A 12,295-nucleotide genomic window follows, 5' to 3' on the forward strand; every position below is an offset into this window, starting at 1 on the left:
GAGCCTGCTCGCGAAAAGGGCGACTCGGTTTTACTCCGGATTACGATTCCAGTACTTGAACAACGGCTCCGCCAGAAACAGCACGAACAACAACCGCATCACCTGCATCGCTGTCACCAGTGGCACCGACAGTTGCAGCGTCTCCGCCGTCAAACTCATCTCGGCAATCCCGCCAGGCATCATGCCCAGGGTCAGTGAACGCAAATCCAGGTGTGTCAGGGCGCTCAGCCCTAACGCCGCCAACGCCGCAATCAACATGGTCAACGCCGTGCCAATCAATGTCCGCCCCATAAACGAAGGCGCGTGACGGAAGAACTGTCGGTTGAAGTGACAACCCAGGCCGCTACCGATCAGCCACTGGCCAATCTGACTGCCGCCATTGGGCAAACCGATGTGCAGATCCCAGCCGATGCTCACCGCCGCACTCACCAGCAACGGCCCGAACAGCCACGGATTGGGCTGGCGCAAACGCTGCCAGAGCCAGGCCAGCAAACCACCCGCCGGAAACAGAATCGCCAGCCAGCGCCAATCGACGCTGCCTGCATGAGAAATCGGTGTACCGTCGCCGAGCAGGTACTTGAACGCTGCCGGCACACACAGCACCACCACCAGCACCCGCAAACTCTGCCCCGCCGCAACATGACTGAGCATCGCGCCATTACGGGCGCCGAGGTTGACCATCTCCCCGGAACCGCCGGGCATGCTGGAGAAAAACGCTGTGGCGCGATCCTCGCCGGTGCGGCGCATCAGCCAGACGCCGACCACCGCCGACAAACTGGTGACCAGCGCACCGAAGAAGATCAAACCGAAATGACTGAGCACCTGCTCCATCACCACTGGGGTGAAATGCAGGCCAATACCAATGCCGACAATCCACTGGCCGCACTTGCGGCCGCCAGGGATTTCCGTGAGTTGCCACGGGGTCAGGCAGCGCACGAGGATGATCGCCAGCAACGAGCCGACCATCCACGGCAGTGGCCAGCCGATCTGGCTGGCGAGGTAACCGCCAAGCAGACCGACCAGCGGGGTTCCCCACCAGGATTTCAGTGAAGCGCGATCAAACATCGGCAAGGGCGCGGCGCGCGACCGAGCGTTTGCGCCAGATGCGGATGATCGGCATCAGCAGCATGATTGCCGTCAGCACCCAGCAGCCGACGGTGATCGGGCTCGACCAGAGGATTTCCAGCGCACCGTTAGAGATCGACAGGGCGCGACGCAGGTTCTGCTCCATCAGTTCGCCGAGAATAAAGCCCAGCAGCAACGGCGACAGCGGGAAGTCCAGCTTGCGCAGGATGTAACCGAAGATGCCGATGCCGATCATCAGGAACAGGTCGAACGTGGTGGCGTGCACCGCGTAGACGCCGATCCCGGTGATGATTGCGATCACCGGCACCAGTGCCCAGTTCGGCACGGCAAGGATGCGGGTGAAGATGCGGATCATCGGGATGTTGAGGATCACCAGCATGATGTTGGCGATGAACAGCGACGCGATCAGGCCCCAGACGATGTCCGGTTGTTGCTGGAACAGCAGCGGGCCCGGGGTGATGTTGTACAGCGACAGAGCGCCGATCATCACCGCGGTGGTGCCCGAGCCTGGAACGCCGAGGGTCAGCATCGGCACCAGCGCACCGCAGGCTGCGCCACCGATCGCGGTTTCCGGCGCGGCGAGGCCACGGGCATCCCCTTCACCGAACTTGCCGCTGGCGCCGGCCAGACGTTTCTCGGTCATATAGGCCACGGCACTGGCGAGGGTCGCGCCGGCACCCGGCAACACGCCCATGATGAAACCCAGCACGCCGCAACGGACGTTGACCACGAACACCGACGCCGCTTCCTTGAAGTTGAACATCATCCGGCCGGTGGCTTTTACCGCTTCCTGGCCGTGGTGGGTTTTTTCCAGCAGCAGGAGAATTTCGCTGATCGAGAACAGACCCAGCACCAGCACGACGAACTGAATGCCGTCAGTCAGGTGAATGTTGTCGCCGGTGAAGCGATATACGCCGCTGTTGGCATCGATGCCGACCGTTGACAGGAACAGACCGATCAACGCCGCAATGAATGTTTTGAGCGGACGGTCACCGGCCATGCCGCCGAGACAGACGATCGCAAACACCATCAGCACAAAATATTCCGCCGGGCCAAACGCAATCGCCCATTTCGCCAGCAACGGTGCGAAGAGGACCATGCCGCAGGTGGCGATGAACGCGCCAATGAACGAACTCCACGCCGACAGCGACAGCGCCACACCGGCCAGACCTTTGCGGGCCATCGGGTAACCGTCGAGGGTGGTCATCACGGTGGAGGCTTCGCCTGGAATGTTCAGCAGGATCGAGCTGATCCGGCCGCCGTATTCGCAGCCCAGGTACACCGCTGCCAGCAGGATCAGTGCCGACTCCGGTGGCAGGCCGAGGGCAAATGCGATCGGGATCAGCAATGCCACGCCATTGATCGGGCCCAGGCCCGGCAACAGGCCGACGACGGTGCCGATCAGAGTGCCGCACAGCGCGGTCACCAGGTTGTACGGGCTCAGCGCAACGCCGAAACCCTGACCCAAATAGCCAAGAGTATCCATATCAGTTCTCCAGAACGCTGAGCAGGCCGAGGGGCAGCGGAACGTCCATCACACGGTCGAACAGCAGGTAAAGACCGATCGCCATCAGGCTGATGATCACCACACTCGGTAGCCAGCGGCCGCCGTACAGGCGCGCCATCGGTACGCCGGTAATGATGCTGGCAATGATGAAACCCAGAGGTTCGAATGTGCCGGCGAACACCAGCAGCAGGACGACGCAGATTGCGATCTTGATCAGGGTTGCGCGATCCAGTGGCGGCTCGTCTTCGCTGTGTTTGATCGGTGCCGGGCGGAACACCATGTACAGCAGCGCCAGGCCCATCAGGCCGAGCATCAGCAGAGGGAAGGCGCGTGGGCCGACCGGTTCGTAGGAAAAAGCCGCTTGGTACGGCCACGCCATCAGTGCCAGGCCGGCACAGACCAGCAACAGCACCGAGGCGAAAATACGTTGAATAAGCATGGGAGCTCCTGTGCCGCGTCCCCGCAACCGGGAACGCAGCCGCTAGACAGAGGCGATCACTGGATCAGGCCGAACTCTTTGGCCAGCACTTTGTAGTCCGCCACCTGCTTTTTCACGTAGGTGTCCAGTTCCGGGCCGGTCATGGCGAACGGGAACAGTTCACGCTGATCGCGCAGCTTGGCGAAATCATCGGAAGCCAGCAGTTTGTCGAACGCGTCTTTCCACCAGGCGTAGTCTTCATCGCTGACTTTTGGCCCGAGGTAGAAGCCGCGTACCACCGGCCAGACGATGTCGTAGCCTTGCTCGCGAGCGGTCGGGATGTCTTTCATTTCCGGCTCGTCGAGACGCTTGTCGGCGAACACCGCGAGCAGGCGCATGTCACCGCTCTGGATGTGCGGCATGGAGTCGGAGATGTCGGTACTGCCGACCTGGATGTGCCCGCCGAGCAGGGCGGTGGCGATTTCGCCGCCACCTTCAAGCGCGACGTAACGCAGGTCGCGCGGGTTGATACCGGCAGCCTTGGCGATCAGTGCGGTTTGCATCCAGTCCTGACTGCCGACGGTACCGCCGGAACCGATCACCACGGAGCTCGGATCTTTCTTCAGTGCCTGAACGAGATCGTCGAGGGTCTTGTAGGGCGAATCGCTCTTCACCGCGATGGCACCGTAGCTGGTGCCGACGGCTGCCAGCCAGCGCACGTTGGTCTCATCGAAGCGACCGAACTTGCCTTGGGCCAGGTTCAACAGCGAACCGCTCGACCACGCCACCAGCGTGCCGGCATCGGCCGGACGTTGTGCGACCACGGCGTTGTACGCCACCGCGCCGACACCGCCGGGCATGTAGGTCACGCGCATCGGTTTGGTCAGCAGTTTCTGGTTGACCAGGGCGCTCTGCGCCAGTTTGCAGGTCAGGTCGAAACCACCGCCGGGGGAGGCCGGGGCGATACATTCCGGACGTTTCGGTTCGGCCATCAGTTGGCCGGCAAACAGGATGCAACTGGCGGCCAGTGCAACTTTACGCAGTGACAAATTCATTGGTCTCTCCACAGTTTCTTGTTGTAGGGGCTTTGTGTAGGAGCTGCCGAAGGCTGCGATCTTGTGATCTTGATCTTCGACGTTTCAATCAATTACCAAAGGGCAACGCTGTAGCTCACCAGCAAACGCACTTCGTCTGCATCGCGAGCGGAGTAGTTGGAGCGGTAAGTGGCATTACGCAAACGCACGGCGACATCCTTCAAGGCGCCGCTTTGTACTACATATTTGATCTCGGTGTTGCGCTCCCACTCTTTACCTTCTTCGCCGTTCTTGAGCTTGATGTTGTCACCGCTCAAGTAGCGGCTCATGAAGCTCAGGCCAGGGATGCCGAGTTTGGCGAAGTCAAAGTCGTAGCGAGCCTGCCAGGAACGTTCTTCGGCGCCGGCGAAGTCGTTGATCTGGACGAAGTTGACCAGATACGGATCGCTGCCATCGACATACGGGAAGGCGCTGTCGCCAGACATGTGCTGATAACCGGCGCTGAACTTGTGGCCGCTCAGCGCGTAGCTGACCAGACCGTTGAGCGAGCGGTTGTCGATCTCGCCGCCACGGGCCGCGCCTTGGTCATCGCTGACGGCGAAACGCAGATCGGTGGCAAACGTGCCGGGGCCCATCGGCCGGGAAGCAACGAGGCCGAAGAAGTGCTGGTTGTAGACTTCGTCGAGTTGGGCGAAGTGGTAACTGCCGGTGATCTTGTCGGTGAATTTGTAATCCACGCCGCCAAAATCGAAATGCTTGCCGGCTGCGGTGCCAGCGAAACGGCTGTTCTTGTTGTTGAGGGCGATGTCCTCGAAATCGGTGCTGTCGCGATCCTTGGCTTTCTCCAGGCGGCCACCGGTGAAGGTCAGGTTCTTGATCTCTTTGGAGGTCAGCAAGCCGCCCTCGAAGGTCTGCGGCAGGATGCGCCCGTCGTTCGGTTTGAGGATCGGCAGTTCAGGAATCAGGCTGCCGATTTTCAGCTCGGTGGCGGAGATTTTCACTTTGCCGGTCAGGCCGACTTTCGAGTATTCGTCAGCCGCACGCCCGTCGTCATGGGTCGGCAAAAGGCCGGTGCCAGTGCGGTCCGGGCTTGAATCAAGTTTGACTCCAAGCATGCCCAGAGCATCGACACCGAACCCCACGGTGCCGTCGGTGTAACCCGATTGCAGATTGAGCATGAAACCCTGAGCCCATTCGTCACGCTTGGACTGTTGAGCGCTGGTGCCATCGCGAAAGTCGCGATTGAAATACATGTTGCGGGTTTCGAACGTGGCGCTGCTGTCCTCAATGAAGTCGGCATGACTCAACGGCGAAAAGCCGGCAAGGGCGGCGGCACTGACGAGGGCGGTGTGGCTGAAACGGGAAGGGCGAACAGGCGTGGACGCCTGAGGCTGCATGGACGGCATGCGGGTGTACTCCGTTTATTGTTCTTATTGGTCGAAAACGCTTCGAGGCGTTTTTCTTTGCGCTGTGTGGCATCAGCGACGGCAGCCGGAACTGTCCGTGGGCCGACTGTAACCAGCTAACCTTTCGCTAACCTTTCAACTGACTTTCAAGGTTTTCGGGCTTCACAGCGGCGGTTGCGGCTGTAAACTCCGCGGCAAAGCGTGGCATTGGCCATCCCTGAACGAGGTAAAAATCCATGCGTGTTCTGCTCGTCGAAGACCATCTGCAATTGGCCGAAAGCGTTGCGCAGGCGCTCAAGAGCACCGGTCTGACCGTGGATGTGTTGCACGATGGCGTGGCCGCCGATCTGGCGCTGGGCAGTGAGGAATACGCCGTGGCGATCCTCGATGTCGGCCTGCCGCGCATGGACGGTTTCGAGGTGCTCGCGCGTTTGCGCGCACGCGGCAAGAATCTGCCGGTGCTGATGCTGACGGCGCGCAGCGATGTGAAGGATCGCGTCCATGGCCTCAATCTTGGCGCTGACGATTACCTCGCCAAACCGTTCGAACTGACTGAACTGGAAGCACGGGTCAAAGCCTTGTTGCGCCGCACTGTGCTCGGTGGCGAACGCCAGCAGCGCTGCGGCGTGCTGGCCTACGACCTCGACACCCGGCGCTTCACCCTCGGCGAAGAATTGCTGACGTTGACGTCCCGTGAACAAGCGGTGCTGGAAGCGCTGATCGCCCGGCCGGGGCGGGTGATGAGCAAGGAGCAACTGGCATCCCAGGTGTTCGGTCTCGACGAAGAGGCCAGCCCCGATGCCATCGAAATCTACGTGCACCGTTTACGCAAGAAACTCGACGGCCAACCGGTGGCGATCGTGACGTTCCGCGGTTTGGGTTATCTGCTGGAAAGTCGCGATGCATAAGCCCAGCAGCCTGCGCTGGCGTTTGCTGTGGAACCTCGCGTTGCTGTTGGTGGTGCTGATGCTCGCCAGCGGCTTGAGCGCTTACTGGAATGGTCGCGAAGCCGCCGACACCGCCTACGACCGCACGCTGCTGGCCTCGGCGCGGACCATCGCGGCTGGCCTGTCGCAACGTGACGGCACACTGAGTGCCGATGTGCCTTACGTGGCACTCGACACCTTCGCTTACGACAGCGCCGGGCGGATTTACTATCAGGTCAATGACATTCATCAGAAGCTGATTTCTGGCTATGAAAACCTTCCAGGCCCGCCGCCCGGCACGCCGCGCACCGACAGTTATCCCGCGTTGGCGCGCTTCTACAACGCCACCTACAAAGGGCAGAACGTGCGCGTGGTCAGCCTGCTCAAGGCTGTGAGCGAGCCGAACATGAACGGCATGGCGGAAATCCGCGTCGCCGAAACCGACGAAGCGCGGGTGAGCATGGCGCGCAGTCTGGCCGCCGATACCTTGCTGCGTCTGGGCATGTTGGCGATTGGTGCGTTGTTGCTGGTCTGGTTTGCGGTCAGTGCGGCACTGCGCCCTTTGGAGCGTTTGCGCACGGCGGTGGAAGAACGCCAGCCCGACGATCTGCGCCCGCTGCCCTTGGTTGAGGTGCAGCATGAACTGTGGCCGCTGGTGCGCGGGCTCAATCACTTCACCGAGCGTCTGCGCGGGCAGTTCGAACGGCAGGCGCAGTTCATTGCCGATGCGGCCCATGAGTTGCGTACGCCTTTGGCAGCGCTGAAGGCGCGGCTTGAGTTGGGCCTGCGCTCCAACGATGCCGAAGTCTGGCGTTCAACGCTGGAGTCCTCGGCACAAAGCACTGATCGCCTGACGCATCTGGCCAATCAGTTACTGTCGCTGGCGCGGGTCGAAAACGGCGCCCGGGCGATTGCCGAGGGCGGCGCGCAGTTGCTCGATCTGAGTCAGTTGGCCCGAGAGCTGGGCATGGCCATGGCGCCACTGGCGCACAAACGCGGGGTGGCACTGGCGCTGGAGGCGGACGAACCGGTCTGGCTGCGGGGTGAGCCGACGTTGCTCAATGAGTTGCTGAGCAATCTGGTGGACAACGCCTTGGCGCACACGCCGCCGGGCGGCAACGTGATTTTGCGGGTGACCGCGCCGGCGGTGCTTGAGGTTGAAGATGACGGGCCGGGTATTCCCCTGGAAGAGCGCGATCGCGTTTTCGAACGGTTCTACCGGCGTAATCAGCAGGTGGCGGGTTCAGGGCTGGGGCTGGCGATTGTCGGCGAGATCTGCCGGGCGCATCTGGCCCAGATTACCTTGCATGATGGCGAACAGGCGGGATTGAAGGTGCGGGTCAGTTTTATTGCCGGGTGATTGTGGTGGTTTTGCTGGCCCCTTCGCGAGCAGGCTCGCTCCCACTCTGGAATGCATTTCCTGTGGGAGCGAGCCTGCTCGCGAAGGGGGCGACGCGGTCTCGTATCAGTAAAACATCGTCCGCGACTCTTCCAGGTCTTCGCACAGCGCTTTGTTCTCCGGATCAATCCCGAGCTTTCTGAACGCCGGTACAGTCAGCGGATCAATTCGCGCAAACGGATGATCAGTGCCCTTGTGGCAATACAGGCTTGCCACTTGCACCAGATCAACATAATCGATGTCCGCCGAGTCGCGTTTGAAATCCTGATACAGCCCCGGCAGCTCCACCAACCGCTCCGGAAACTCCCAGACCCGTAGCAGCTTGTCGCCGAGCAACGGGTGAATATGGTCGATCACATGGTTCAGGCTGACCGGATCCGACAGCAGTTCATAGTGATCTTCGGCGTAGGTCAGAATCGGCAGCACACCGATCTGATGCACCAGCCCGCCGAGGGCCGCCTGATCGGGTTTGAGTTGTGTGTAGCGGCGGCACAACGCGTAACTGACCCCGGCAATTTCCAGACTCTTGCGCCAGACCTCGCGCATCTTCTGCTCGACCACCTCGGAGCGGGCGTGGAAGATCTGCTCCATCACCAGACCGATGGCCAGGTTGCTGCTGTAGTTGATACCCAGACGGGTGATGGCGGTGTGCAGGTCGGTGACTTCCTGAGCGGCGCGCAGCAGCGGGCTGTTGACCACTTTGATCAGGCGCGCCGACAGCGCCGTGTCACGGCCGATCATTTTGCTCAGGTCACTGACGCTGATCTCCGGGTCTTCCGCGGCCTTGCGAATCTGCAGGGCCACTTCCGGCAACGTGGGCAGAACCAGGTCATCGTTATCGATGGCCGCAACCAAATCCTGTTGGACTTTTTCCGCCAGTTCGCTCATTTAAACTCTCTAGGGTGTTGCAACAAATGCTGCGGTCAGCGCTGGATTTCGCGGTCGCGATCCAGTTCGTAAGGCAGGTCGAGCAGGTGCAGCGCCGGGCCTTCGAGAGAACCCACGTGCAGATCGCCCGCTTCGGCAGCTTCGGCCTGCAGCACCGCCAGGAGTTCAATGTTTTGCCCGGCCTTGGCGGCCAGCACCACTTCGCCGATGGCGCTGTTGTGGCTTGGCGCGAACAATTGTGTGCCAGGCTCCGGCAAATCAGCAGCGTCCAGGCTCAAGCGATACAGTCGCCGTTTGAGTTTGCCCAGGTACTGCATGCGCGCAACGATTTCCTGGCCGGTGTAGCAGCCTTTCTTGAAACTCACGCCGCCGACGGCCTGCAGGTTGAGCATCTGCGGGATGAACAGCTCGCGGGTGCTTGGCATGACCTGGCCGATACCGGCGCGGATCTGGCCCAGCAGCCATTGATTCAGCTCGGTTTCAGGCAGGGCAGCGGACACTTTGGCTTTGATCGCGTCAGCCTGATCGGCCGGGGCCCAGAGTTCGGCGCGATCGGGCGAGACGCGAATCGCGATCAGGCCTTCGTGACGTGCAACGCTGTCGGTTTCCGCGGGCAGGTCCAGACCTAGGCTGGCCAAGGCACTGTCGCCGAGCTCCAGACCGAAGCGCACCCAAGCGGCGCTTTCGTCGGTCAGTTTCGATTTGGAGAACACCGCGTACTTTTTCAGGTCCGCCAGTTGCGGCTCGAGCAGCTCGCTGGCCATTGCCAGGACTACACCGTCACCTTCGAGCAGAATGCGGAAGCTCGACTGCATCCGGCCCTTCTGTGTGCAACGGGCGCCGAGGCTGGCGCGATTGTCGCTCAGGTAATTGAGATTGCAGGTCAACTGGCCTTGCAGGAATTTTCCGGCATCCGCGCCGCGAACCGCGAGAACGCCTTCATGAGACAGGGTGCAGAAAAAAGCATAATCGGCCATGGGTCTTCGCAGGGTAAATAGACTGGGGCACATCATAAGGGCGCGTTGGTGAAATGGGTAGTTGATAAAGGATCGGTGGTGCCCGACCAAAGCCGACTGTGCGACCCGCCTCGGCGCTGTATACTTGCCGCCAAATTTGAGGAGGGCTCCATGGTCGAACAAGTTGAACTGAATCGCCTCTTTTGGCACAGCCGTCGCGGCATGCTTGAGCTTGACGTGTTGCTGGTGCCATTCGTGAAAGAGGTTTATGCCGATCTAAACGAGGTGGATCGTGCGTTGTATGTTCGCCTGTTGGAGTGCGAGGATCAGGACATGTTCGGTTGGTTCATGGAGCGCAGCGAGTCTGAAGATCCGGAACTGCAGCGCATGGTTCGCATGATCCTGGACCGTGTCCAGCCAAAGTAATACGTTTGAATGCCGCTGGCATGCCTCACGGCAGCTGCTGGCGGCGTATCTGTTGGCCCAGGCGTTCGCAATGGGCTCCTTGTTTCTGCTTTCTATTCCACTCTGGGCCAGTCTGCTCGGCGCTTTCGCTTGCCTGCTTCACGGAATTTGGGTGCTGCCTCGGCAGATTCTGCTGAGTCATCCCAAGGCGTTTCGCGGATTGCGCCGCGACGCCGATGGCTGGCAGTTGTGGAATCAGGCGGACGGCTGGCAGGCGGTACAGCTGCGCCCGGACAGTCTCGCGCTTCCGCTGATTGTGGTGCTGAGGTTCAGATTGCGTGGCGAATGGCAGGTCCGATCGATCTGTGTGCCACGGGACTCGCAGGCGGCGGATCTGCACCGACGCCTGCGAGTACGGCTCAAGTTCAGCCGACGTAGGTGGGCGGCACCAGAATAGTGTCGAGCGCCTCGGGCAACAGATCGGGATAGTCGAGGGTGTAATGCAGGCCGCGACTTTCCTTGCGCTCCATGGCTGAGCAGATCATCAGTTCGGCGACTTGCGCCAGGTTGCGCAGTTCGATCAGATCGCGACTGACCTTATAGTTGCTGTAGAACTCGTCGATTTCGTCCAGCAGCAGGCGCACGCGGTGCTGTGCCCGTTGCAGGCGCTTGTTGGTGCGCACGATGCCGACGTAGTCCCACATGAAACGCCGCAATTCATCCCAGTTGTGCGCGATGATCACGTCCTCGTCCGAGTCGGTGACCTGGCTGGCGTCCCAGACGGGCAGGGCGTTTGGGGCGGTGACATGGTCCAGTTGCGCGAGGATGTCGGCTGCTGCGGAGCGGGCATAGACGAAACATTCGAGCAGTGAATTACTGGCCATACGGTTGGCGCCGTGCAGGCCGGTGAAGCTGGTTTCACCGATGGCGTACAGACCGGGCACATCAGTGCGACCGTTCTGATCGACCATCACGCCGCCACAGGTGTAATGCGCGGCCGGCACGACCGGGATCGGCTGCTTGGTGATATCGATGCCGAAGCCCAGGCAGCGCTCATAAACAGTCGGAAAGTGACTTTTAATGAATGCTTCGGGTTTGTGGCTGATGTCGAGATAGACGCAATCGACCCCCAGACGCTTCATTTCATGGTCGATGGCTCGGGCGACGATGTCGCGCGGTGCCAGCTCGGCGCGCTTGTCGAAGCGGGACATGAAGCGTTCGCCATTGGGCAGCTTCAAATGGGCGCCTTCGCCGCGCAGGGCTTCGGTAATGAGAAAACTCTTGGCCTGCGGGTGATACAGGCAGGTCGGGTGGAACTGGTTGAACTCCAGGTTCGCCACGCGGCAGCCCGAACGCCAGGCCATGGCGATGCCATCACCGCAAGCGCCGTCGGGGTTACTCGTATAGAGGTAGACCTTGGCGGCACCGCCCGAGGCCAGAATCACGAAGCGTGCGCCGTAGGTGTCGACTTCGCCGGTTTTGCGATTGAGTACATAGGCGCCGAGGCAGCGTTCGCCTTCCATGCCCAAGCGCCGTTCGGTGATCAGATCGACGGCAACCCGCTGCTCCAGCAGTTCGATGTTCGAACGCTCTTTGGCCTGGGCCAGCAGGGTTTTGAAGATGGCCGCACCGGTGGCATCGGCCGCATGGATGATGCGGCGGTGACTGTGGCCGCCTTCACGGGTCAGGTGGAATTCAAACCCGCCGTCTTCAGTGCCGGACTGATCGTCGCGGGTGAAGGGCACGCCTTGATCAATCAGCCACTGAATGGCTTCGCGGCTGTGCTCGACGGTGAAACGCACAGCGTCTTCATGGCACAGGCCTCCGCCTGCGTTGAGGGTGTCATCGACGTGGGATTCGACAGTGTCGGTGTCATCCAGCACGGCAGCGACCCCGCCCTGGGCCCAATAGGTGGAACCGTTGGCGAGATCGCCTTTGCTCAATACGGCAATGCGCAAATGACCCGGCAGGGTCAGCGCGAGACTCAAACCGGCAGCACCGCTGCCTATGACCAGAACATCATGTTGGAATTGTTGGCTCATTACAGGATTCCGCTCAAAGCGACCCGGGTCGGGGGTGGTGCAAGACAGCTGGATCGGCGAGTCAAGACAGCCACACAGCCCACTAGTATATAGAGGGGGGGAGCGGCACAATAGCCGGGCCGATATGGCATTGTGAAACTACTGTGACCGAAAAAACCGTGTGCTTCGTCGGAAGTTTTTTTCACCCGTTGGGGGAAAAGGCGACTGTATCGGTGCTGAAACAGACTT

12 protein-coding genes are annotated in these 12,295 nt (G+C 60.9%); 4 read left to right on the forward strand and 8 right to left on the reverse strand.

Going from position 1 to position 12,295, the window contains the following annotated elements; all coding sequences use genetic code 11:
- Positions 1–30: 30 nt before the first annotated feature.
- The 5 genes from QZR14_RS13865 to QZR14_RS13885 all read right to left on the reverse strand — a co-directional run bounded on the left by QZR14_RS13865 (position 31) and on the right by QZR14_RS13885 (position 5,451).
- Positions 31–1,065: an AbrB family transcriptional regulator gene (locus tag QZR14_RS13865; protein WP_311996884.1), complete on the reverse strand. Its 1,035-nt coding sequence runs from the start codon at positions 1,063–1,065 to the stop codon at positions 31–33.
- Positions 1,058–2,572, reverse strand: coding sequence for a tripartite tricarboxylate transporter permease (locus QZR14_RS13870; RefSeq protein WP_250603499.1), 1,515 nt, complete (start codon positions 2,570–2,572; stop codon positions 1,058–1,060). The genes QZR14_RS13865 and QZR14_RS13870 overlap by 8 nt, the downstream gene beginning before the upstream one ends.
- Before the next feature lies 1 nt (position 2,573).
- Positions 2,574–3,032, reverse strand: a complete 459-nt coding sequence (locus QZR14_RS13875; protein WP_250603501.1) for a tripartite tricarboxylate transporter TctB family protein — start codon at positions 3,030–3,032, stop codon at positions 2,574–2,576.
- A 56-nt stretch (positions 3,033–3,088) separates the two neighbouring features.
- Positions 3,089–4,066: a Bug family tripartite tricarboxylate transporter substrate binding protein gene (locus QZR14_RS13880; protein WP_250603504.1), complete on the reverse strand. Its 978-nt coding sequence runs from the start codon at positions 4,064–4,066 to the stop codon at positions 3,089–3,091.
- Between the two features lie 92 nt (positions 4,067–4,158).
- A complete protein-coding gene (locus tag QZR14_RS13885) occupies positions 4,159–5,451 on the reverse strand; it encodes an OprD family porin (protein ID WP_250603506.1) in 1,293 nt (430 codons plus the stop codon).
- Positions 5,452–5,687: 236 nt separating this feature from the next.
- Here QZR14_RS13885 and QZR14_RS13890 point away from each other — a divergent pair, with 236 nt between their 5' ends.
- Both QZR14_RS13890 and QZR14_RS13895 read left to right on the forward strand, forming a co-directional pair.
- Positions 5,688–6,359, forward strand: a complete 672-nt coding sequence (locus QZR14_RS13890) for a response regulator (RefSeq protein ID WP_221734356.1) — start codon at positions 5,688–5,690, stop codon at positions 6,357–6,359.
- Entirely contained in the window at positions 6,352–7,737 is a 1,386-nt protein-coding gene (locus QZR14_RS13895) for a sensor histidine kinase (RefSeq protein ID WP_311996885.1), read from the forward strand. Before QZR14_RS13890 ends, QZR14_RS13895 begins: the two co-directional genes overlap by 8 nt.
- A 105-nt stretch (positions 7,738–7,842) precedes the next feature.
- Here QZR14_RS13895 and QZR14_RS13900 read toward each other — a convergent pair whose 3' ends face one another.
- Positions 7,843–8,664, reverse strand: coding sequence for an HDOD domain-containing protein (locus QZR14_RS13900; protein WP_250603510.1), 822 nt, complete (start codon positions 8,662–8,664; stop codon positions 7,843–7,845).
- A 35-nt stretch (positions 8,665–8,699) separates the two neighbouring features.
- The gene (gene ygfZ / locus QZR14_RS13905) at positions 8,700–9,641 is read right to left on the reverse strand and encodes a CAF17-like 4Fe-4S cluster assembly/insertion protein YgfZ (RefSeq protein ID WP_311996886.1); all 942 of its coding nucleotides are present in this window, start codon (positions 9,639–9,641) and stop codon (positions 8,700–8,702) included.
- Between the two features lie 150 nt (positions 9,642–9,791).
- Between ygfZ and QZR14_RS13910 the strand changes: the two genes are divergently transcribed.
- Positions 9,792–10,046, forward strand: a complete 255-nt coding sequence (locus QZR14_RS13910) for an FAD assembly factor SdhE (protein ID WP_095049216.1) — start codon at positions 9,792–9,794, stop codon at positions 10,044–10,046.
- The gene (locus QZR14_RS13915; RefSeq protein ID WP_311996887.1) at positions 10,030–10,482 is read left to right on the forward strand and encodes a protein YgfX; all 453 of its coding nucleotides are present in this window, start codon (positions 10,030–10,032) and stop codon (positions 10,480–10,482) included. Before QZR14_RS13910 ends, QZR14_RS13915 begins: the two co-directional genes overlap by 17 nt.
- Here QZR14_RS13915 and nadB read toward each other — a convergent pair.
- Positions 10,451–12,067 carry an L-aspartate oxidase gene (gene nadB, locus QZR14_RS13920; protein ID WP_250603515.1) on the reverse strand — a complete coding sequence of 539 codons (1,617 nt, stop codon included), beginning with the start codon at positions 12,065–12,067 and terminating at the stop codon, positions 10,451–10,453. The genes QZR14_RS13915 and nadB overlap by 32 nt on opposite strands.
- Positions 12,068–12,295: the final 228 nt, after the last annotated feature.

It is taken from the genome of Pseudomonas sp. rhizo66 (assembly GCF_031931925.1).
GTDB lineage: Bacteria > Pseudomonadota > Gammaproteobacteria > Pseudomonadales > Pseudomonadaceae > Aquipseudomonas.

Coding starts and splice junctions, on each gene's coding strand:
- QZR14_RS13895 (WP_311996885.1), top strand. CDS start 6,352: ATGCATAAGCCCAGCAGCCTGCGCTGGCGTTTGCTGTGGAACCTCGCG.
- QZR14_RS13870 (WP_250603499.1), bottom strand. CDS start 2,572: ATGGATACTCTTGGCTATTTGGGTCAGGGTTTCGGCGTTGCGCTGAGC.
- QZR14_RS13885 (WP_250603506.1), bottom strand. CDS start 5,451: ATGCCGTCCATGCAGCCTCAGGCGTCCACGCCTGTTCGCCCTTCCCGT.
- nadB (WP_250603515.1), bottom strand. CDS start 12,067: ATGAGCCAACAATTCCAACATGATGTTCTGGTCATAGGCAGCGGTGCT.
- QZR14_RS13875 (WP_250603501.1), bottom strand. CDS start 3,032: ATGCTTATTCAACGTATTTTCGCCTCGGTGCTGTTGCTGGTCTGTGCC.
- QZR14_RS13890 (WP_221734356.1), top strand. CDS start 5,688: ATGCGTGTTCTGCTCGTCGAAGACCATCTGCAATTGGCCGAAAGCGTT.
- QZR14_RS13900 (WP_250603510.1), bottom strand. CDS start 8,664: ATGAGCGAACTGGCGGAAAAAGTCCAACAGGATTTGGTTGCGGCCATC.
- QZR14_RS13910 (WP_095049216.1), top strand. CDS start 9,792: ATGGTCGAACAAGTTGAACTGAATCGCCTCTTTTGGCACAGCCGTCGC.
- QZR14_RS13880 (WP_250603504.1), bottom strand. CDS start 4,066: ATGAATTTGTCACTGCGTAAAGTTGCACTGGCCGCCAGTTGCATCCTG.
- QZR14_RS13865 (WP_311996884.1), bottom strand. CDS start 1,065: ATGTTTGATCGCGCTTCACTGAAATCCTGGTGGGGAACCCCGCTGGTC.
- ygfZ (WP_311996886.1), bottom strand. CDS start 9,641: ATGGCCGATTATGCTTTTTTCTGCACCCTGTCTCATGAAGGCGTTCTC.